Annotated in this window: 19 protein-coding genes; 5 read left to right on the top strand and 14 right to left on the bottom strand. The window is 71.3% G+C overall.

The genetic code is table 11. The features are described 5' to 3' along the window. Positions 1-2: 2 nt before the first annotated feature. The 10 genes from ACWD0F_RS37950 to ACWD0F_RS37905 form a co-directional block, all read right to left on the bottom strand. Positions 3-2234, bottom strand: a complete 2232-nt coding sequence (locus ACWD0F_RS37950; RefSeq protein WP_449885045.1) for a [protein-PII] uridylyltransferase — start codon at positions 2232-2234, stop codon at positions 3-5. Next, on the bottom strand, positions 2225-2374 hold the full coding sequence (locus tag ACWD0F_RS37945) for a hypothetical protein (RefSeq protein ID WP_449885042.1): 150 nt from the start codon (positions 2372-2374) through the stop codon (positions 2225-2227). The genes ACWD0F_RS37950 and ACWD0F_RS37945 overlap by 10 nt, the downstream gene beginning before the upstream one ends. 68 nt (positions 2375-2442) lie before the next feature. Further along, positions 2443-2781 carry a P-II family nitrogen regulator gene (locus ACWD0F_RS37940; protein WP_020546578.1) on the bottom strand — a complete coding sequence of 113 codons (339 nt, stop codon included), beginning with the start codon at positions 2779-2781 and terminating at the stop codon, positions 2443-2445. Further along, entirely contained in the window at positions 2778-4088 is a 1311-nt protein-coding gene (locus ACWD0F_RS37935; RefSeq protein ID WP_449885038.1) for an ammonium transporter, read from the bottom strand. Before ACWD0F_RS37935 ends, ACWD0F_RS37940 begins: the two co-directional genes overlap by 4 nt. 206 nt (positions 4089-4294) lie before the next feature. Next, positions 4295-5038, bottom strand: coding sequence for an MOSC domain-containing protein (locus tag ACWD0F_RS37930; RefSeq protein ID WP_449885036.1), 744 nt, complete (start codon positions 5036-5038; stop codon positions 4295-4297). A gap of 61 nt (positions 5039-5099) precedes the next feature. Next, positions 5100-6041 carry a sigma-70 family RNA polymerase sigma factor gene (locus ACWD0F_RS37925; protein WP_449885034.1) on the bottom strand — a complete coding sequence of 314 codons (942 nt, stop codon included), beginning with the start codon at positions 6039-6041 and terminating at the stop codon, positions 5100-5102. A 106-nt stretch (positions 6042-6147) separates the two neighbouring features. Continuing rightward, positions 6148-7293, bottom strand: coding sequence for an imidazolonepropionase (gene hutI, locus ACWD0F_RS37920; RefSeq protein WP_449885031.1), 1146 nt, complete (start codon positions 7291-7293; stop codon positions 6148-6150). Between the two features lie 135 nt (positions 7294-7428). After that, the gene (locus ACWD0F_RS37915) at positions 7429-8751 is read right to left on the bottom strand and encodes a formimidoylglutamate deiminase (protein ID WP_449885029.1); all 1323 of its coding nucleotides are present in this window, start codon (positions 8749-8751) and stop codon (positions 7429-7431) included. Continuing rightward, positions 8742-10016, bottom strand: a complete 1275-nt coding sequence (locus ACWD0F_RS37910) for an allantoate amidohydrolase (RefSeq protein WP_449885026.1) — start codon at positions 10014-10016, stop codon at positions 8742-8744. Before ACWD0F_RS37910 ends, ACWD0F_RS37915 begins: the two co-directional genes overlap by 10 nt. A 31-nt stretch (positions 10017-10047) precedes the next feature. Beyond that, the gene (locus tag ACWD0F_RS37905) at positions 10048-10734 is read right to left on the bottom strand and encodes an SDR family oxidoreductase (protein WP_449885023.1); all 687 of its coding nucleotides are present in this window, start codon (positions 10732-10734) and stop codon (positions 10048-10050) included. A gap of 186 nt (positions 10735-10920) precedes the next feature. Here ACWD0F_RS37905 and ACWD0F_RS37900 point away from each other — a divergent pair, with 186 nt between their 5' ends. Both ACWD0F_RS37900 and ACWD0F_RS37895 read left to right on the top strand, forming a co-directional pair. Next, positions 10921-11874 carry an ATP-binding cassette domain-containing protein gene (locus tag ACWD0F_RS37900; RefSeq protein ID WP_449885021.1) on the top strand — a complete coding sequence of 318 codons (954 nt, stop codon included), beginning with the start codon at positions 10921-10923 and terminating at the stop codon, positions 11872-11874. Next, on the top strand, positions 11871-12620 hold the full coding sequence (locus ACWD0F_RS37895; protein WP_449885018.1) for an ABC transporter permease: 750 nt from the start codon (positions 11871-11873) through the stop codon (positions 12618-12620). Before ACWD0F_RS37900 ends, ACWD0F_RS37895 begins: the two co-directional genes overlap by 4 nt. Here the strand turns inward: ACWD0F_RS37895 and ACWD0F_RS37890 are convergent. The 4 genes from ACWD0F_RS37890 to ACWD0F_RS37875 form a co-directional block, all read right to left on the bottom strand. Next, positions 12600-13433, bottom strand: a complete 834-nt coding sequence (locus ACWD0F_RS37890; protein ID WP_449885015.1) for a MurR/RpiR family transcriptional regulator — start codon at positions 13431-13433, stop codon at positions 12600-12602. The genes ACWD0F_RS37895 and ACWD0F_RS37890 overlap by 21 nt on opposite strands. Positions 13434-13504: 71 nt before the next feature. After that, positions 13505-15154: a urocanate hydratase gene (gene hutU, locus ACWD0F_RS37885; RefSeq protein ID WP_449885012.1), complete on the bottom strand. Its 1650-nt coding sequence runs from the start codon at positions 15152-15154 to the stop codon at positions 13505-13507. Positions 15155-15211: 57 nt separating this feature from the next. After that, positions 15212-15661, bottom strand: a complete 450-nt coding sequence (locus tag ACWD0F_RS37880) for a hypothetical protein (protein WP_449885010.1) — start codon at positions 15659-15661, stop codon at positions 15212-15214. A gap of 89 nt (positions 15662-15750) precedes the next feature. Then, positions 15751-17457 carry an ABC transporter ATP-binding protein gene (locus ACWD0F_RS37875; RefSeq protein WP_449885007.1) on the bottom strand — a complete coding sequence of 569 codons (1707 nt, stop codon included), beginning with the start codon at positions 17455-17457 and terminating at the stop codon, positions 15751-15753. Positions 17458-17760: 303 nt separating this feature from the next. Here ACWD0F_RS37875 and ACWD0F_RS37870 point away from each other — a divergent pair, with 303 nt between their 5' ends. The 3 genes from ACWD0F_RS37870 to ACWD0F_RS37860 all read left to right on the top strand — a co-directional run. Beyond that, positions 17761-19062 (top strand): DUF4331 domain-containing protein, encoded by a 1302-nt coding sequence (locus ACWD0F_RS37870; RefSeq protein WP_449885004.1) that lies wholly within the window; start codon positions 17761-17763, stop codon positions 19060-19062. Between the two features lie 150 nt (positions 19063-19212). Beyond that, a complete protein-coding gene (locus tag ACWD0F_RS37865) occupies positions 19213-20412 on the top strand; it encodes a tetratricopeptide repeat protein (RefSeq protein ID WP_449885001.1) in 1200 nt (399 codons plus the stop codon). Beyond that, positions 20409-21595 (top strand): High-affinity nickel-transporter (locus ACWD0F_RS37860; RefSeq protein WP_449884999.1); only part of this gene is annotated, 1187 nt, incomplete at its 3' end. The genes ACWD0F_RS37865 and ACWD0F_RS37860, both read left to right, overlap by 4 nt.

Genomic DNA, 21595 nt, shown 5'->3' with positions numbered 1-21595 from the left:
GGTTATCGGAGCGCGGCCAGCACCTGATCGCGAACTTGGGCCCTCTGCGCGTCGTCGCTGAGGGGGCGACCGGCGCGATCTACTACGTAGAAGACGTCTACCGCCTCTGCGCCGAGAGTTTCTACCCGAGCAGCCCTCACGTCAAGAGCGCACTCCCCGAACGCCCGCCCGATGCGCCACAGCAGTCCCGGCCTGTCATGGGCCCTGACTTCCACCACTGTGGCAGTCGCGGAGGCGTCGTCGACCAAAGTTACCCGAGGTGGAGCCACGGGTACACGGGGGGGTCGCATCGCGCGGGTGCGGCGGGCCAGGCGCTGCTCGATGTCAAGGCGGCCGGCAAGGACGAGACGGAGGTCGGCCTCCAGGGTGGCGGGGTCCGGCGGGGAGCCGTATTCGGGGATGACGGAGAACTCGATCACCGCGGTGGAGCCCGCGGAGGCGGCCGAGGCCGAGCGGACGACGAGCCGGTGCGCGGCGAGCACGCCGGCCGCGCTCCACAACAGCCCCACCCGATCGGGGGCGACGACGGTCACCGCTCCCCCGTTGACGCGGATGGCGCCGCCGCCGTGGCGGGCGAGCGAAGCCTGCGCGGCCGACAGGGTGGGCGGCTTGGGCGGCGCCGAGCCGGCCAGCACGGACCTGACCCGGCGCACCAGATCGGCCACCAGCCCGGCCTTCCAGCTGTTCCAGGCGGCGGGCCCGGTCGCGTTGCCGTCGGCGACGGCCAGCGCGGCCAGCAGGTCGAGCACCTCGCGGCTGCCGACCGTGGCCGCGACCTTCTCGATCGTGACGGGGTCGTCGAGATCCCTGCGGGTGGCGGTCTCGGGCAGCAGCAGGTGGTGGCGTACGACGGTGGCCAGGGTCTCCACGTCACGCGGCGGCAGGCCGATGCGGGTGGCGATGTCGCGCACCACGACCTCGCCGGTCGCCGAATGGTCGCCGGGCCAGCCCTTGCCGACGTCGTGCAGGAGCGCCCCGATCAGCAGGAGGTCGGGACGGGAGACCTCACGGGTGTGGCTGGCCGCGTTCGCGGCGGCCTCGATCAGGTGCCGGTCGACCGTGAAGCGGTGGATCGGATTGCGCTGGGGACGGTGGCGTACGCGCTCCCAGTCAGGAAGCAGTTTGACAAGGATGCCCGCCTGGTCGAGCTCCTCCCACACGGGCACGGCGGCTCGCCCTGCGCCGAGGATCGACACCAGCGCGTCACGGGCCTCTTCCGGCCACGGAACCGGCATGGGTGGCGACTGAGCTGCGAGAACGGACATGGTGGCGGGCGCGAGCGGCAGCCCGGAGTCGGCCGCGGCGGCCGCGACGCGCAGGACCAGCACCGGGTCCTTGCGCGGTTCGATCCCGCGGGCGAGCACCACCTCGCCGCCGTGCTCGACCACGCCGTCCGCCAGCGGGCGACGGCCTCGGGGAGCCGGACCTGACACCAGCCTGTCAACCGTTCGCCACGTGGCGTCGAAGGCGTGGGAGATGGTCCGTCCCGCCTCCGCGAGCCGGCGCATCAGCGCCTCGGCGTCGAGCAGCCCGAGCAGCCCCGCCACGGCGTCCTGCTCCTGCAGGACCAGCCGGTCGGTGCTGCGGGCGGTGACGACGTGCAGCGCGTGCCGCACGTCCAGGATGAACTCGTAGGCTTCGCGCGCCCGGGGACCCGGCGCGGAGGCGACCCAGGCGGCCGCCACGGCCTGCATGGCCTGAACGTCACGGAGCCCGCCGCGCCCGTCCTTGAGATCCGGTTCGAGAAGGAACGCCAGCTCGCCGCTGACCTGGGCCCGCTTGTCGGCCGCGTCACGCAGTTCACCGAGCCTGCGCCTGGAGTCGGCGCGCCACTCGGCCAGCACCGCCTCCCTGGCCTTGCGCGTCAGCTCGGGATCCCCGGCCACGTGCCTGGCCTGGATGAGGCCGAGCACGGCCTTCAGATCCTGCCGGGCGACGGAGACCGCCTCTTCCACCGTGCGGACCGAGTGGTCGAGGCTGACGGCGGAGTCCCAGATCGGATACCAGATCCGGTCGGCGACCCTGGCGACGTCGGCCCGGCCGTTGTGCAGCAGGACCAGGTCCAGGTCGCTGCCCGGCGCCAGCTCTCCGCGGCCCAGGCTCCCGACGGCGACCAGGGATATGTGGTCGCCGTCGCTCGCCGTACGGAAGAGATCCTTGAGCCAGCGGTCGGTGTCCGTGGCCCGCTCCTTGCGGGCCGCGGAATACGAACGGGCCTCTCCCCTCACTGCCATGCCCCCTTGCCGAGCACCGCCCGGACGTCGTCGTCCGAGCCGCGCCACGGATACATCGTGAAAACCCAGCCGTGCCGTACGACCCCGCCGCGCGAGGACACCCGGTGACACCGGACGTCCTCGCCTCGCCGCGGAACCATCGCGGGTCTGATGGCCTCGCTCCGCGAGGACGTCCTGAGCCGGATGTCCTCGCTTCGCTGCGGATCCATCACAGGGCTTCCGGACCTCGTTCTCCCGTGCGTACCCGGATGACGGTGTCCACGGGCACGGACCAGACCTTGCCGTCACCGATCTTGCCGGTGTGCGCGGCCTTGACGATGACGTCGATCACGTCCTCGGTGTCATCCTCTTCGGCGAGGACCTCCAGCCTGACCTTCGGCACCAGGTCGACCTGGTACTCCGCACCGCGGTAGACCTCGGTGTGGCCACGCTGGCGGCCGTAGCCGCTCGCCTCGCTGACCGTCATTCCCTTGATGCCGAACTGTTCGAGCGCGGCCTTCACGTCATCCAGCTTGAAGGGCTTGATGATCGCTGTGATGAGCCTCATGCGTCCACCTTCTTCTGAGCGGGGGCGGAGGGACCGTTGGAGGACGCCACGCCGGAGGCGTAGACGGTGCCGAGGTCGTATCCGGTCTCGGCGTGGGTGGTGACGTCGATGCCGGTGACCTCGTCGTCGGCGGGGACCCGGAAGCCCATCGTCTTGTCGATGATCTTCCCGATGATCCAGGTGATGATGAAGGAGTAGCCGCCCACGGCGATCGGGCCGAGCACCTGCAGGCCCAGCTGGCCGAAGCCGCCTCCGTAGAACAGGCCCTCGCTCTGCTGGTCGAGGAAGGGGTAGGCGGCCAGGAAGCCGAGCGAGACGGCACCGATGACGCCGCCCACCAGGTGCACGCCCACCACGTCGAGCGAGTCGTCGTAACCGAGCTTGTACTTCAGGCCGACCGCGTAGGCGCAGATCGCGCCGGCCAGCAGGCCGATGACCAGCGCGGCCCACGGGTCGACGAAACCACAGGCCGGGGTGATGGCGACCAGGCCCGCGACCGCGCCGGAGGCGACGCCGAGGCTGGTGGCGTGCCCGTCACGGAGCTTCTCCACGACGAGCCAGGCGCCGGCGGCGACCGCGGCGGCGATCTGGGTGTTCATGAACGCCAGGCCGGCGGTGCCGTCCACGGCGAGCTCGGACCCGGCGTTGAAGCCGAACCAGCCGAACCACAGCAGGCCGGCGCCGAGCAGGACGAGCGTGAGGTTGTGCGGCCGTATCGGCTCCTTGCGCCAGCCCTGCCGCTTGCCGATGACCAGGGCCAGCGCCAGTGCCGCGGCGCCGGCGTTGATGTGGACGACCGTGCCGCCGGCGAAGTCCTCGATGCCCATGGTGTTGAGCCAGCCGGTGCCCCAGACCCAGTGCGCGACCGGGAAATAGACCAGGGTCGCCCAGATGACGCTGAAAACGATCCATGCCCCGAACTTCGCCCGGTCCGCGATCGCGCCGCTGATCAGAGCGACGGTGATGATGGCGAACGTCAGCTGGAAGGCGGAGAAGACCAGGCTCGGCATGCCGGTGCCGTCGTCCTTGGTGGCGGTGTCCACCAAGCTCTGCAGGCCGAGGGCGTCGAAGCCGCCGACCACGTTGTTGAGCGCCGAGTTGGCATTGTCGGTGAATGCCAGTGAGTGTCCGAAGAGCACCCAGGCGATGGTCACCGTGATGATGGCGCCGAACGACATCATCATCATGTTCAGGACACTCTTGGCCCTGGTCATGCCCCCATAGAAGAACGCGAGCCCCGGCGTCATCAGCAACACCAACGCGGTGGCCGCGAGCATCCAGGCTGTGGTGCCGCTATCGATCTTCACGACGCGACCCTCCTTACATGTGACGTGTGGCCACAGCGTGTTCGCCTGGGGTTTCGTGGCTCGACCAGGTGTGTTTCACATTCGTGAATCTCGCCACGCGGGTGTTTCACCTAAGTTTCGGGCCACTCACATAGCCGATATCGGCGATGCCAAAGCGGACATGAGACAGCCAGGAGTCTCTAAAGGGGGCATCAAGAAAGCCGCTTTCAGGACACCAGGGTGACCGGGTCGCCCTGCGCGATCCGGCCGGGCCGGGTGACGCGGGCGTACACGCCTAGACAGGGCTGCGGCCCCATGTCCAGCACCGGCACCCGGTTGTGCCTGGCCACCATCCGCAGAGCACCGGTGTCGCGGCCGAGCGGCCCGTGCGCCAGGGTCGGCACCGCGCACCTCGGGCTCGTCACGATGACCTGGAGCAGCACGCTGTCGCCGACGCGCAGCTCGCGGCCCACCCAGCCGTTCTCCACGAAGCCGTCCTCCTCCGTCCCGATCACCAGATTGGGGCGGTAGCGCAGGGCGGCGGCGCCGACCCGGTCGAGCGCCGACGTGGAGACCAGGTGAACGGGCGCGAAGTCGAAGAACGTCCCCTCGGGGGACGCCCCGCCGAGCCGCCCGACGGTATAGGGCACCTCCGCCTCGATCCCGTCGGCGAGCACCCGCTCGGGGACGGAACGCTCGAACTCCGCGCCGGGCGGCGGTACGTCGATGAGCCGGACCTCGCGTCCGAGCAACGCGGACAACTCCGCGTCGCCGGGGACATCGGCGCCCTCGATCGTCAGCAGGTCACGCCAGAGCCGTGGATTCTTCGCGCTGGCGATCTTTCCGGTGGCGACGTCGAGCACCGCGCGCGCCCGATCCCCGTCGAGCCCGCGCTCGGTCACCCCGCTCTCGGCGATCTCCTCGCCCAGCATCGACTTAACCGGATAACGGCGCAGCACCTCAACCCGCATGACGCGGACCCACCGGTGCCCTCACCGTCTCACCACGCATGACGCGGACCCACCGGTGCGCTCATGCGGCGGCCATGGCCATCTTTCGTAGCCGGGCCAGCGCGTCGCGCTCGATCCGCCGGGCGCGGTCGCGGCCGATCCCGTAGCGCTCCCCGACCTCGGTGAGCGTGTGCTCGCGCCCGTCCACCAGCCCGTAGCGCCAGCGCAACATCTCGCTGGTGTCGCCTTCGAGCCCGGTGAGCCACTGATCGAGCCGCTCCCGCTCCAGGATGTCGATGGCCTGCTGCTCAGGATCGGCCCAGGTCTCGTCGGCGATCATGTCGCCGAGTTCGGTCTCGTCCTCATCACCCACGCCGAGCTGCAGCGAGACCGGGTCGGAGGCCCATCGGCGCAGCTCGCGCACCCGCTCGACCGGCAGGTCGAGCAGCCCGGCGAGGTCGTCGTCGGTGGGCTCGGCGTCGAACTCGGCCAGCATGTCGCGCCGCACCCGCATCAGCCGGGTCATCTGCTCCCCGGCGTGCGTCGGCAGCCGCACCGGCCGCGCCTGCTCGTGGATGGCCCGCCCGACCGACTGCCGGATCCACCACGTCGCGTAGGTGGAGAACTTGTAGCCCCGCTGATAGTCGAACTTCTCCACCGCGCGAACCAGGCCCAGGTTCCCCTCCTGGACCAGGTCGATCAGCGGCATCCCCCGGCCGGAGTATTTCCTGGCCACCGCCACCACCAGACGCAGGTTGGCCTGGATGAACTCGTCCTTCGCCCGTTGCCCCGAAACGGCCAGGCGCTCCAGCTCCTCGTCCGCCACGTCCCCGATCCGCGGCTCCGAGCCCCCTCTGTCGAGCAGGTGCTCCGCGAGGAGTCCTGCCTCGATCCGCTTGGCGAGCTCCACCTCTTCCTCCGCCGTGAGCAGCGGAACGCGGCCGATCTCAGCCAGATACGTCCCCAGCAGATCGCGTTCAGCGACGTGCTGCTCCTGCGTGCGACTCCCCGTAGGCCTTGCCATCCCCAGGCACCTCGTTCCGCAGCTACGTTCTATACCCGGCCAACGTCCGGCCACAGGCAAAGATTCCCTAAAGCACTACGTCCGAGGGAGGGTTCTGAATGTCCTCCTAAAGGAGGAGACCGTCGTGAAACACCTGGTGGACAAGGGGAACGCCGGGCCGGTAGGCCAGATGCACGTAGGAGGGGGCGTCCAGCACGACGAGGTCCGCGCGCGCTCCCCGCCGCAACCAGCCTACGTCCGTACGCCGCAGCGCGCGGGCCCCGCCGTACGTCGCCGCTCTGATCGCCTCCAGCGGCGTCATGCCCATCTCGCGGACGGCCAGCGCCACGCAGAACGCCATCGACGACGTGAACGACGAGCCCGGGTTGCAGTCGGTCGCCAGCGCCACGGTGGCACCGGCGTCGATGAGCCGCCTGGCGTCCGGGTACGGCGACCGCGTGCTGAACTCGGCCCCCGGCAGCAGCGTCGCCACCGTGTCCGAGGAGGCCAGCGCGTCCACGTCGCCCGGCGTCAGATGGGTGCAGTGGTCGGCCGAGGCCGCGCCCAGCTCGCAGGCGATCCGCACGCCCGGCCCCTCGCCGAGCTGGTTGGCGTGCACCCGCGCCCCGAGCCCCGCCTTCAGCCCGGCGCCGAGGATCTCCCGCGTCTGGTCCCCGTCGAACGCCCCGCGCTCGCAGAACACGTCCACCCACTTCGCGTACGGGGCACACGCTTCGAGCATCTCCCCGGCGACGAGCCGCACGTAGGAGTCGGCGTCCATGTCGGAGGGCACGATGTGCGCCCCCAGGAAGGTGGTCTCGTCGGTCACCCCGGTGGCGATCTCCAGCGAGCGCCGCTCGTCCTCGACGGTCAGCCCGTAGCCGCTCTTGATCTCCACGGTGGTGGTGCCCTGGGCGAGCATCTCGTTCACCAGGGCGAGCGTGCGGGTGGCCAGCTCGGCGTCGCCGGCCCGCCGGGTGGCGGCGACGGTGGTCCTGATGCCGCCTCCGGTGTAGGGCTCGCCGGACATCCGGGCCTGGAACTCGGCCGTCCTGTCTCCGGCGAAGACCAGGTGGGCGTGGCTGTCCACGAAGCCGGGGATGACCGCGCGGCCTCCGACGTCCACCCGCTCGTCGGCGTCGGGCGCCTGGGCTGCGGGGCCGGTCCAGGCGACGAGGCCGTCCGCCACGACCACGGCCGCGTCGGGGATCTCCGCGCGCTCGGGATCTCCCGTGTAGAGCAGCCCAATGCCGTCGATCAGTGTCGTGGTCATCGCGAGTGTCCCATCGCCTCGGCAGCCGTCATCATGATCGTCCTCATCGCCCCAGCGAAGATCACCGCGGCTCCCTCATCACCCCGGCGGCCCTCACCCCGGCGCGCTCCGGCTCGCCCGTCACCCCGGCGGCCCTCACCACAGCCCGCCCACCGCCTCGGCCAGCAGTGCGCCGGCGTCGCCGAGCCGGTGCCGCCCGTCCGTGACCACCCGGCGGCCACCGGAGATGACCGAGTGCACGTCCGCCGCCGTGGCCGCGAACACCACGGCCTCGATCCCGGCGGCGCCCGCCGTGCGTACGGAGTCGAGCCGCACCGACACCAGGTCGGCCCACGCGCCGGGCACGAGCAGCCCCGCGTCGGGGAAGCCCAGGGAGGTGTGACCCACACCGGTGGCGGCGGCGAGCAGGTCGGCGGCGCGCCAGTGGCCGCGTTTCTCGCTGACCAGCCGCTCGTCCAGCTCCACCGCCCGCGCCTCCTCGAACAGGTCGATCACGGCGTGGCTGTCGGAGCCGAGCGTGATCCCCGCGCCGCGATCGGCCAGGGCCCTGGCCCTGCCGACGCCGTCGGCGAGGTCGCGCTCGGTGGTGGGGCACATGCAGACGTAGGCGCGGGAGTGGCCGAGCAACTCGATGTCCACGTCGGTCAGGTGGGTGGCGTGCACCGCGGTCGAGCGCGGCCCCAGCGCCCCGCGCTCGTGCAGCACCTGCATCGGCGTGGCCGCGTACATCTCCACGCAGGCCGCGTTCTCCGCCCGCTGCTCGGAGACGTGCGCGTGCAGGGGCGCGGTGAACCGGTGGGAGAACTCGGCCATGATCGGCATCTGGTCGGCCGGCACCGCGCGCACGGAGTGGATGGCCGCGCCGATCTCGACGTCGGGCTGCCCGGCGTACGCGAACGCCAGTTGCTCGGCGCGGGCGGCCCAGCCGTCGCCGTCGCCGTCGCCGAAGCGCCGCTGCGCGCCGGCGAGCGGCGCGCCGAAGCCGCCCGCCAGGTAGCAGGTGTCGAGCAGCGCGATGCGCAGGCCGGCGTCACGGGCGGCGCTGATGAGGGCGTGGCCCATCACGTTCGGATCCTCGTACGGCCTGCCGTGCGGCGCGTGGTGCAGGTAGTGGAACTCGCCCACGCACGTCACCCCGGCCAGCGCCATCTCGGCGTAGACCGCCCTGGCGAGCTTGAGGTAGCCGTCGGGATCGAGCCGGTCGGCGACCTCGTACATCCGGTCGCGCCAGGTCCAGAAGTCGCCCTTGCCCTGCTGGGTCCGGCCGCGCAGCGCGCGGTGGAAGGCGTGGGAGTGGGCGTTGGCCAGGCCGGGGATGGTGAGCCCGGCCAGCCGCTCGGCCGAGCCCGGCGGGCCCTGGCCGATCCGCGTGATCCGTTCGCCGTCGACCTCGACGAGCACGCCGTCCGTCACGCCGCCGGGCAGCCAGGCCTGCTCGCACCAGTAGGTCAGCGACACAGATCCTCCAGCACGTCCGCGAGTGCCACCACTCCCGCCTCGCAGTCTGCCCGCTCGGCGTGCTCGTCGGGGGAATGGGACACGCCCGTGGGGTTCCTGACGAAGAGCATGGCGCTCGGAACGCCTGCCGTGGCGAGGATTCCCGCGTCGTGACCCGCTCCGGTCGGCAGGATCGGCGCGGGCGTGTCGCCCCCGGCCACCCGCGCCAGCCGATCCCGCAGCGCCACGTCGAACTCGACCACCGGCGTCCACGACTCCTCCCGCACCTCTGCCTTGTCAGCTGGGCTCCCGCCGGCCCCCGCTCCACCGCCGGCGCGCGCTACGCCCGGGTCGCTGATCGTGCCCGGAGAGGGAAGGGCCGCAGCCGGTGTCGCGGTCGCCGCCATCCGCGTGAGCTGGGCGACGAGTTCGCGCACCGCGCCCTCGTCCGCGCCGCGGGCGTCCAGCCAGGCCGTCACCAGCCCGGGGATCGCGTTGGCGTTGCCGGGCGAGACGCGCACCTTGCCCACCGTGGCCACCACGCCGAGCCGCGCGGCGGTGTCGCGGGCGGCCAGCACCAGGCGGGCGAACGGCAACATCGGGTCGTCCCGGTCGCCCAGCAGCGTGGTGCCCGCGTGGTCGGCCCGCCCCAGGAAGTCGAAGCGCCACCGCCCGTGCGGCCAGATCGCCCGCGCCACCCCCACCGCCCGGCCGTGCTCGACGAGCCCGCGCCCCTGCTCGACGTGGAGCTCCACGAACGTGCCGATGGCGGCCAGCGTCTCGTCGTCCCGCCCGATCGCGTGCGGCGCGCGCCCCGCCCTCGTCAGCACGTCCGCCAGCGTGTCGCCGTCGTCGTCGGTGAGCGCCAGGGCGCGGTCCGGCGCCAGCACGCCGGTGAGCAGCCGCGACCCCATGCACGGCACGCCGAACCTGGCCCCCTCCTCGTCGGTGAAACAGGCGACGCCCAAGGGCCGCGACGGCGTTATGTCGCGATTTTTCAGGATGTCCAGGGCGGCGAAGGCCGACACGACGCCCAGCGGCCCGTCGAAGGCCCCGCCCTGCCGTACGGAGTCGAGATGGCTGCCCGTCACCACCCCCGGCCGGCGCGCGGGATCGCCCCACCACGCCCAGAGGTTGCCGTTACGGTCTTCGCGCAGGTCGAGCCCCCGCCGCGCGGCCTCGCCCGCGAACCACTCGCGCAGCTCCATGTCGGCGTTCGACCAGGCGTCCCTGACGTAGCCGCCGGTCGCCGGATCCCGTCCTATGCGCGCGAGTGGTTCGAGCATGATCCCACTGTAGTGAATGGATCCATTCAGGTCAGTTGACCGGGCCGCCTCGCGGGCGAACGGTCAGCTCGGTGAGATGGGCGTCGGGACCCGCCTGGACGGCGGCCAGCACGGCCCGCGCCACGCTCTCGGACGTCAGGTACTTCTCGGGCTCGAACTCGCCGCCCTCGTAACGGCGCAGCCCGCGCTGCATGTCGGTGGCCGTACGGCCCGGATAGACGGTCGTCACCCGCAGCCTCGGCTCCTCCAGCCGCAGCGCGTCGGCGAAGGCCCGCAGCGCGAACTTGCTCGCCGCGTAGGCGCCCCACTCGGGGTTGGCCCGCTGGCCCGCGCCCGAGTTGACGCAGATGACGTGGCCGGCCGCCGCCCTGAGGGCGGGCAGCAGCAGCCGGGTCAGCTCGGCGACCGCGATGACGTTGACCTCCATGGTCCGGCGCCAGGTGGCGGCGGGAAGGTCGCCGATCCGGCCGAGCAGGCTGATCCCCGCGCTGTGCACGAGCACGTCGAGCCGCTCGATCCCGGCGACGTCCGCCTCCGTGACCCGCGTCAGCTCCACCGGCCAGGGCCGGGCGTCGGGCAGGCCGGCCGCCACGGCGGCGAGCGCGCTCTCGTCCCGGCCGCCGAGTATGAGGCGGTGCGTCGGGGCCAGGGCGGCGGCGACGGCCGCGCCGATCCCCCGGGAGGCGCCGGTGACCAGCGCCGTCGGTCGTTCACTCATGAAGATCAGCATATTGAGGTTGTCGATCGGCTGCCGCCCGGCACGAGGCCGAGCCGATCGCCGGCCCGTTCCGAGCGGCCCCTGGACGGTGCCGGACCGGCCGGAAACTCAGGAGATTCCGCAACACGTTCTATGGCAGGATGCATCAGCTCAAGCTAAGCGTGCTCTGAAGGAGTCGGCCTCCCAATGATCATCGAAGCTACGGGATTGCGTAAGACGTTCACCACCAGGAGCAGGAAGGGCGCACAGACCGTCGAGGCCGTGCGCGGCGTGGACCTCACGGTGGCCAAGGGCGAGATCTTCGGTGTGCTCGGCCCCAACGGGGCGGGCAAGACCACCACGATCAGGATGCTCGCCACGCTGATCGCCCCCGACGCGGGCAGCGCCACCATCGCGGGCCACGACCTGCTCAAGGAGCCCGCCGCCATCCGGCGCGAGCTGGGTTACGTGAGCCAGGCGGGCGGCGTGGAGGAGACCACGAGCGCCAGGGCGCAGATCTTGATGGCCGCCAGGATCCACGCCATGGCCGATGCGAAGCGGGCCACGGCCGGGATACTGGAGCGGTTCGACCTCGACGAGATCGCCGACCGCCCCGGCCGTACGCTGTCCGGCGGCCAGAAGCGGCGGGTCGCCATCGCGATCGGGCTGGTGCACAACCCGCCGCTGCTCTTCCTCGACGAACCCACCACCGGCCTCGACCCGCAGAACCGCGCCAACCTGTGGGACCGCATCAAGCAGTTGCGCGAGGCGGGCACCAGCGTGCTGCTCAGCACCCACTACCTCGACGAGGCCGACGTGCTGTGCGACCGGCTGATGATCGTCGACCACGGCCTGGTCGTGGCCGAGGGCACGCCCGGCGAGCTCAAGCGGCAGGTCTCCGGCGACGTGATCACGCTGCGGGTGGACGAGCTGGAACGCGCCGCCGAGACGCTCAAGCCGCTGGCCCGCGAGACCCGCGTGGACGAGGACCTGCTGCGGGTCTACGTGGACGACGGCGAGCACACGCTGCCCGTGCTGCTGCGGGCGCTGGAGGAGCGGGGCATCGGCCTGAGCTCGATCGCGCTCGACCGGTCCACGCTCGACGACGTCTTCCTGGCCAAGACCGGCCGGACCCTTCGTGACACCGGAGCCGACGCATGATCCGCCACACCGCCCTGTTCACGGGCTACGAGCTCAAGAAGTCGTTCAGCAACCCGATCTGGCCGCTGTTCGGCCTCATGCAGCCGGTGCTGTACCTGCTGATGTTCGCGCCGTTGTTGCGGACGATGACGCCGGGCGGCACGATCGTGGACGCGCTGCGGATGTTCACGCCGGCGTCGATGATGATGATCGCGGTGTTCGGCTCGTTGTTCTCCGGGTTCGGGCTGATCGCCGAGCTGCGCAACGGCTCGCTGGAGAGGTACGCCGTCAGCCCCGCCTGGCGCCCGGCCATCGTGCTCGGCCGGGTGGCCAAGGACATGATCGTGCTGGTCTGCCAGGCGATCCTGGTGCTGGTCGTGGCCATCGCGATGGGCGTGCGCATCGGGGTCGTCGAGCTGGTCCTCGTGCTGCTGCTCATGGCGGCGACGGGGTTGTTCGCCTCCGGGTTGTCCCAGGGGCTGGCGCTGACCCTGGGCGACGAGAACGGCATGTCGCAGACGCTCAACCTGTTCATGCTGCCGATCATGCTGCTGGCCGGGCTGTTCGTGCCGATCTCCTTCGCGCCCGACTGGATGCGGACTCTGGCCCCGCTCAACCCGCTCTATCACGCGGTCGAGGCGGGGCGGGCGCTGTTCGACGGCCGGCTGACGGACTCGTCGATCCCGATCGCGTTCGGGGTGTTCGTCGTGCTGGCGGTGCTCACCACGATCTGGTCGATGCGGTCGCTACGCCGGATCGCCGGATAGGAACGTCCCGGTCTCGTCGGTCATCCGCTCGTACTCTTCGAGCCGCGCCCGCGTACGCAGCGGCGCCGCGTCGGCCATGGCCTCGACCAGGGCCATGGCCAGGGCCAGCGGCGCCGCGTGCGAGTCGAACACCAGCCGGTCGCCGACGGGCGCGTCCAGCACGATCTCCGCCGGGAAGTCGGCCCTGTCGGTGATGGCGGCGACCCGGAGACCGAGCTTCCCGGCGTACTCCAGCGCCTGCACGACCTCCGTCGGATAGCGCGGCAGCACCACGGCCACCACCCACTCCGCCCCCGCCCGCCGGGCCGCGTGCAGCCCGTCGGCCAGCTCCGACCCGCCGTGCGTGAGCAGGCGCACGTCGGGATGGATGCGGCGGGCGTAGTAGGCGAAGGTGGTGGCCAGCCCGCAGGAGACGCGCAGCCCCACCACGGGCAGCGGCTCGGTGACGGCGAGCTGCTCGCCCAGCTCCTTGAGCGGGAAGGCCGTCAGCCGCTCCCTGACGACGGCGAGGTTGCGGATCTCGCCGTCGATCGCCCCGCGCAGCAGGCTCTCCTGCGGCGCCGCCACGTCGCCGCCCAGCACGAGCGGCCGCAGCGCCTGCCGCAGCTCGGGATATCCGGCGAAGCCCAGCACCATGGCGAACCTCGTCACCGACGGCTGGCTGACCCCCGCGCGCTCGGCCAGCTCGACGCTCGACAGGAAGATCGCCTCGTCGAGATGCTCGCTGAGATAATGCGCGATCCGCCGCTGCACGGGCGACAACCTCCGGCCATCCAGCAGCACGCTCAGCCCACCGTGATATCCGTCCGCCACGCCACCTCCAACGTCGTCCGCCCGACATTCTCATCCCTCTTGCTGAGAATGCCCCGTGAAAGACCGTGAGGTCAGGACTCCCGCATGGGAATCCGGACCCCCCGCACGGCGGCCACCTCGGCGGCCTCCTCGTAACCCGCGTCCACATGCCGCATGACCCCCGTCCCCGGGTCGTTGGTGAGCACCCGATTGAGCTTCTCCCCCGCCAGCGCGGTGCCGTCGGCCACGGTCACCTGCCCGGCGTGGATGGAGCGCCCGATGCCGACCCCGCCGCCGTGGTGGATCGACACCCAGGAGGCGCCCGAAGCCGTGTTGAGCATGGCGTTCAGCAGCGGCCAGTCGGCGATGGCGTCGGAACCGTCGGCCATCGCCTCGGTCTCGCGGTAGGGCGAGGCCACCGACCCGCTGTCGAGGTGGTCGCGCCCGATCACGATGGGCGCCTGGAGCTCGCCCGAGGCCACCATGTCGTTGAACCGCTCCCCCGCGACGTCGCGCTCGCCGTAGCCGAGCCAGCAGATGCGCGCCGGCAGGCCCTGGAAGTGCACCCGCTCCCCGGCCTTCCTGATCCACCTGGCCAGCGGCTCGTTGTCGGGAAAGAGCTCCAGGATCGCCCGGTCGGTCGCCGCGATGTCCGCGGCGTCGCCGCTCAGCGCGGCCCACCGGAACGGGCCCTTCCCCTCGCAGAACAGCGGCCTGATGTAGGCGGGCACGAACCCGGGGAAGTCGAAGGCGCGCGCGTATCCGGCCAGCCGCGCCTCGCCCCTGATGGAGTTGCCGTAGTCGAACACCTCCGCCCCCGCGTCCTTGAACCCGACCATGGCCTCCACGTGCCGCGCCATCGAGGTCCTGGCCCGCTCGGTGAACCCGGCCGGATCCTTCTCCCGCGCCTGCGCCATGTCCTCGAACGCCACCCCGAGCGGCAGGTACATCAGCGGGTCGTGCGCGGAGGTCTGGTCGGTCACGATGTCGATCTCGGCCCCGCCGGCCAGCAGGTCCGGCAGGAGCTCGGCGGCGTTGCCGACGACGCCGACCGACAGCGGCCGGCGGGCGTCGCGCGCCTCGTACGCCAGTCGCAGCGCCTCCTCCGGCGAGTCCGCCTGGACGTCGAGGTAGCCGTGCTCGATGCGGCGGGTGACCGAGCGGGGGTCGCAGTCGACGCAGACGGCCACGCCGCCGTTCATGGTGACGGCCAGGGGCTGGGCGCCGCCCATGCCGCCGAGCCCGGCCGTCAGCGTGATGGTCCCGGCCAGCGAGCCGCCGAACCGTTTGGCGGCCACGGCCGCGAACGTCTCGTAGGTGCCCTGCAGGATGCCCTGCGTGCCGATGTAGATCCAGGAGCCGGCGGTCATCTGCCCGTACATGGTGAGCCCGGCCGCCTCCAGCCGCCGGAACTCCTCCCAGTTGGCCCAGTCGGGCACCAGGTTGGAGTTGGCGATGAGCACCCGGGGCGCCCACTCGTGGGTGCGGAACACGCCCACAGGGCGTCCCGACTGGACCAGGAGCGTCTCGTCGCCCTCCAGCGTCGTGAGCGTCCTGACCAGCGCGTCGAACGAGGGCCAGTCACGCGCCGCCCGGCCGGATCCCCCGTAGACGACCAGCTGCTCGGGATGCTCGGCCACCTCGGGGTCGAGGTTGTTCTGCAGCATGCGCAGCGCGGCCTCCTGCGGCCAGCCCTTCGCCGTGATGCTGGTGCCTCGCGGGGCGCGGACGGTCCTGCTCATGGGCGGTCCCTTCGTGAATGAACCCATTCACGAAGAGACTAACCCTCGCCGGGGACGTCAGCCGCAGTGGAACACCGGGCTGTGGTAGTTGGCCCACGAGTTGTTGGCGGCCTGCACGCTCGCCTCGACCTGGACGCAGCGGCCCTTGCCGTAGACCGACACCGGCCCGGCGTACTGGCCGAACTGGCCGCTGTCCTGGCCGATGTCGTAGAAGCTCTGGTGACACTTGCTCACGGTCCAGCCGCTGCCACAGCCGTAAAGGGAGAGGATCATGCCCTTCGCGGTCCCGTAGCTGACCACGCGGTCGAGCCGGGCGCAGTTGTTGCCCGTGGACGAGTTGTAGTAGAGCTTCAGCGTGCCGTAGGTGGTGTTGCCGCTCTTGACGGCGATGTTGTCGATCAGCGAGCCGCTGCAGGTGGCGGCGCTGGCGGGCCCGGCGAGCGCGAGCGGAGCGATGCTGGCGCCCACCAGGGCCGCGGCGGCGATGCCGATCTTGGCGAATTTCACGGAAATCTCCTCATGGGGATCGAAACAGGTCAAGATCGGACCGTAGGGGTCGATCCCCTATTTCGGATGTCCGGAAATCAACAAGATCCTTAACTCACGAGGAACTGCGTGGCCGCCAGCTCCCGATACAGGGTGTCCCCGCCGACGAGCTCATCATGGGTGCCGATCGCCCGCACGCCGCCGCCCTCCATGACGATGATCCGGTCCGCGTTCGTCACCGTGGACAGCCGGTGCGCGATGACCAGGACGGTCGTCTCGGCCGCGACCTCGGCGATGACCTCGCGCAGCCGCAGCTCGTTGACCGCGTCGAGCTGCGAGGTGGCCTCGTCGAGCAGCAGCAGCCTGGGCTTGCGCAGCAGCGCCCTGGCGATGGCCACGCGCTGGCGCTCGCCGCCCGACAACAACACGCCGCGGTGCCCGACCGCGGTCTCCAGGCCCTCGGGGAGCCGGGCGACCAGGTCGTCGAGCCTGGTCCTGACGACGGCGCGGCGCAGCTCCTCGTCGGTGGCGTCCTGGGCGGCGAAGAGCAGGTTCTCCCGCAGGGTGCCGGCCAGCACGGGGGCGTCCTGCTCGACGTACCCGAGGGTGGCGCGCAGCTCGCCCAGCGGCCAGTCGCGGATGTCCCTGCCGCCGATCCCGATGAAGCCGTCCTGGTGGTCGTAGAAACGTTCGAGCAGCCCGAAGACCGTGGACTTGCCCGCTCCCGACGGCCCCACCAGCGCCGTCAGCCCGCCGGACGAGACCTCGAAGCTGACACCGTCGTGCACGAGCGGCCGGTCCTCGCCGTACCGGAAGACCACGTCGCCGAACGTCACGCCCACCGGCTCTGCGGCGCTCACGACCGCGGCGCTGACCGGCTCGGCGGGCAGGTCCTCGATCTCCTTGATGCGCTTCAGCGCGGCCAGGCCGTTCTGGAGCTGCACGCCGCCCTGGACGAGCTGCCCGATCGGCGGCACCAGGTAGAACAGGTACAGCAGGAACGCGATCAGCGACGAGACCTCCAGCGTGCCGGAGGCGACCCGCGCGCCGCCGACCGCCAGCACGCACAGGAACGCGAGCTGCACCGCCATCCAGGTCGCCACCCCCGCCAGCGAGGTCCAGCCGGCGACCTGCAGCCCCCTGTCTCGGGCGCGCACGGCGGCGTCGCCGACCACGGCGATCTCCCGCTCCTCCGCGCCGCTCGCCTTCACCGTCCGGTACGCCTGCAACGCCCGGTCCAGCACCGCGCCCATGTCGCCCACGGCCTCCTGGGCGGCGAGCTGCGCCCGCTGGATCTTCGGCATGATGAGCGTCACCAGACCGCCGATCACCACCACCACGAGCAGCGTGACCAGCAGCAGCACGCCGTCCATGGTCGCCATCAGGATGATCGCCCCGACCAGCATGAACGCCGCGCTGACGGACTCGACGACGCCGTTGGTCAGCACCGCGCGCAACAACGTCGTGTCACTGGTCACCCGCGACAGCAGGTCGCCGGGCTTGAGCCGGTCCACGTCGGCCACCCGCAGCCGCAACAGCCGGTCGACGAGCTTGCGCCGGGCGCCGAGCACGATGCCCTCGCCCGTGCGCTCCATCAGGTAGCTTCCCCCGGCCGACACGACGGCCCCGATCAGCACGGCCACGCTCAGCCCCAGCAGGGGCCCCGCCATGGACTGGTTCTGCCCGAACGCGTCCACCACGTACTTGGCCAGCAACGGCATCGCGAGACCCGCCGCTGAGCCGATCAAGCCCAGCAGCCCGCCCAGGATCAAGATCTTCCTGTGCGGGCGGACGTAGGCGAGTAAGTCCTTGACCACCGCATCCCCTTTCACGACATATCCCGAATCGACCAACGAACGGGACCGGTCGATCCGCACCCCGTTCGCAAGTCAACCTAAATTGACGACTTAAGTATGTCAACTTTGGTTGACGTCTCCTTCCTGAGGAGGAGACGACATCCGGAGGCCGCCCGTGGACGAATAGGCCGTCGAGGAACCCGGCCGGAACCTCGCAGGACCGATCAACACCTTCGAAAGGACCGAACAATGGAGCTCCGGATCAACCGGCGCGCTCTAGTCGGACTTGGCCTCGCCGCTGCAATCGCCGCGTCGTCGTTGGCCGTGCTCCGTACCGACTCCGGCACCGCTTCCTCGCACCGCGAGGCTCCGATGATCTCGGGCGACCCGCTTCACGACAACACCGACGTGTACGCGTTCGTCAGCCCCGACAAAGCCGACACAGTGACCTTGCTGGCCAACTGGATCCCGTTCGAGGAGCCCCAGGGGGGCCCGAACTTCTATCCGTTCGCCGTCAAGTCCCGATACAACATCAAGATCGACAACGATGGTGACGCCAAGACCGACATCACCTACCAGTGGACGTTCCGCAACGAGGACAAGCGGGGCAACGTCACGTTCCTGTACAACGACGGCCCCGTCACCTCGCTGAACGACCAGAACCTGCTCTTCCGCCAGCGCTACACGCTCAAGCGGATCACCCCTGACGACACCAAGACGCTGGTCGACGACGGGATCGTCGCGCCGAGCAACGTCGGCCCCGCCTCGATGCCCAACTACGGCACCCTGCGCGCCCAGTCCATCAAGAGCCTGCCCGGCGGCGGCAAGACGTTCGCCGGACAGTCGGACGAGGCGTTCTTCCTGGACCTGCGGATCTTCGACTTCGTCTACGGCGGCAACCTGTCCGAGGTCGGCCAGGACACCACCAAGGGCTACAACGTCAACAGCGTCGCGCTCCAGGTGCCCTCCTCCGAGCTGGCGCTCAAGGGCGATGCCAAGCGCAACCCGGTGATCGGCGTCTGCTCGACCACCGACAAGTACAACGGCAGCTCGTTCGTGCAGGTCTCGCGCCTGTGCAACCCGCTGGTGAACGAGGTCGTCGCCCCGGCCGGCCTGAAGGACGCCTACAACGCCCTCGACCCGTCGCAGGACGCCGACGTCCAGGCTCTGGTCGACCGGGTCACCGACCCCGAGGTCGCCCGGCTGCTGCAGGCCATCTACGGCATCAAGGCGCCCGCGACCCCGCGCAACGACCTGGTCGAGATCTTCCTGACCGGCATCGCGAAGCAGAACGGCCCGATCAAGGCCGACCTGAACTCGCAGGTTCTCAACAAGGACGCGGGCAAGTTCCGTCCCTCCGAGCAGCTCCGGCTGAACATGTCGATCCCGCCCGCGAAGGACCCGAACAGGCTCGGCGTGCTCGCCGGCGACCTGCAGGGCTTCCCGAACGGCCGCCGTCTCAGCGACGACGTCGTGGACATCGAACTGCAGGCCGTGGCCGGCGCCGCGCTGACCGGCAAGCTGGTGCCCGGGTTGACCGACAAGGTGGACAAGAACGACAAGCCCTTCCTGCAGTCGTTCCCGTACATCCCGCTGCCCAGCAACGTGGCTGTGAACCAGCGCTAAGGACCCGACCGGCCGGCTCCCTCTCCAGAACCGGCCGGTCCACCCTGGCGGCAGACCCCCGTCTCCCATCGTCTGCCGCCTGACAAGAGGGCCGGCCGGCCGTGTCCCCGTCACGGCCGGCCGGCCCCGCACTCAGCTCTGGAGCCTTTGATGCGTTCGCTCGTCCTGCTCATCGGACTGGTCCTGGTCGGGGCCATGGTCTTCACGATCCTCTCCTTCTCCGCGGCGCCCGAGTCGGTGCCGCCGGCGGACCGGCCCGCCACCGAGACGCTCCAGGAGCGGTTGCGGCGGCTGCCCGGCGACTACCGCGGCTGGGCCCAGCTCGCCTCCCAGTACGTCGACCAGGCCAGGGTCACCGGAGACCCGGCGTACTACACCAAGGCGGAAGGCGCGCTCGCCACCGCGGCCGGACTGCGGCCGGACGACGACCTGGTGCTCACCGGCCAGGCGGCGCTGGCCGCCGGCCGCCACGAGTTCACCGACGCGGTACGCCTGTCGGAGCGCGCCATCGGCGTCAACCCGTACAGCGCCGCGGCCTACGGCGTACTGGCGGACGCCAGGACACAACTCGGGGACCTGCGCGGCGCGCAGCGGGCCGTGGACAAGATGATGAACCTGCGCCCCGGGGTGGCGGCCTTCGCCCGCGCCTCGTACGCGGCCGAGCTCCGCGGCGACCGGGACGGCGCCCGTAAGTACCTGGAGCTGGCCCACGACGACGCCTTCGTGCCGGGCGACGTCGCCTACGCCCGCTACTACCTGGGCGAGCTCGCCCTGCACGCGGGCGACCTGACCACGGCGGCCGGCTGGTACGCCAAATCGCTGCAGGCCTACCCCGCCTACACCCCGGCCCTCGCCGGGCAGGCCAGGACCGCCGCGCTCAGCGGCCGGCTGCCGGAGGCGCTCGGCCTCTACGACCAGGTCGTCGCCCGGCTGCCGCTCCCCCAGTACCTCATCGAGCAGGGCGAGACCCGGCTCAAGGCGGGCAGGCCCGCCGACTGGACGCTGCTCAAGGCCCAGCGGAAGCTCTTCGCCGCCGCCGGCGTGCGGGACGACCTGACGTGGGCCGAGTTCGAGGCCGACCACGGGGACCCGGCGGCGGCCGTGCGGCACGCCAGGGCCGAATACGCGCGCTCCCCGAACCTCGTCGCCGCCGACGCCCTGGCCTGGGCCCTGTTCAAGGCGGGCAAGCCGGACGAGGCGCTGACCTACGCGAAGAAGGCCACCGCGACCGGCTGGCAGAACCCGCTGCTGACCTACCACCGCGCCCGGGTCGAGCAGGCGCTCGGCCGGTCCGCGCGGGTGGATCCCGGCTTCGATCCTGCTCTGTCGGCGTTGGCGAGGTTCTCATGAGAGCGCTCCGGCTCGGCCTGGTCTCCGCCGTGGCGGGCGTGCTCCTGTCGCTGCTCGCCGCCACGCTGCTGGCGGGCGCCGCGCAGGCGCACCCGCTGGGCAACTTCACCGTCAACCACTACAACGGCCTGCGGATCTCCGCCACCGACGTGCGCAACCTCGCCGTCGTCGACCTGGCCGAACTGCCGACCTTGCAGGCCGCGCCGGAGGTGGACGCCGGGTACGCGGCCCGCCGCTGCGCCGCCCTGGCCGGCGCGCAGCGGCTCACGGTCGCCGGCGCGGCCGTGCCGTGGCGCGTGGCGAGCTCGGAGTTCGCCTATGAGCCCGGCGAAGGGGGTCTCCAGACCAGCCGCCTGACCTGCCGGCTCGTCGCCGAAGTCCACGTCTCAGGGGCCGTGGAGTTCACCGACGGGTTCGAGCAGGACCGGATCGGCTGGCGGGAGATCACCGCCGTCGGGGACGGGGTCGGGCTGGCCGATTCCTCCGTGCCGGCCACGAGCGTGAGCCAGGAGCTCCGGGTCTATCCGGGCGACCTGCTGACCGACCCGCTCGACCAGCGGACCGCCACGATGACCGTCACCGGCCTTGGCTCCCAGGACGACTCCGGGACTCCGGTCAGCACCCTGCCCGGCGGGTTCGACCTCAGCGGGCTCGGGCCCGTCGGGGACGCGCTGGCGGCCCTGGACCGGACGTTCACCGCGCTGGTCGGCTCGGACTCGCTGACGGTGCCGCTCGGGCTGCTGGCGGTCGGGCTGGCCGTGGTGCTCGGGGCCGGGCACGCCCTGATCCCCGGGCACGGCAAGACCATCATGGCCGCGTACCTGGCGGGCCGGCGCGGGCGGCCCCGCGACGCCGTCGTGGTGGGCGCCACGGTGACGGCCACGCACACGGCCGGGGTGCTGGTGGTGGGGCTGCTGCTGAGCGTGTTCACGGCGCTGGCCGGGGAGTCGGTGCTGGCCTGGCTGGGGGTGGCCAGCGGCGCGCTGATCGCCGTCATCGGCCTCCGCCTCCTCCTGAACGCCCGCCGCTCCACCCAAGGCGAACACGGCCACGGCCACGGCCACGGCCATGGGCACGGGCACGGGCACGGGCATGGGCATGGGCATGGGCATGGGCATGGGCATGGGCATGGGCATGGGCATGGGCATGGGCATGGGCATGGGCATGGGCATGGGCATGGGCA

The sequence above is a fragment of the Nonomuraea sp. NPDC002799 genome (assembly GCF_053592075.1).
This window is presented reverse-complemented; position numbering and strand designations above follow the sequence as displayed.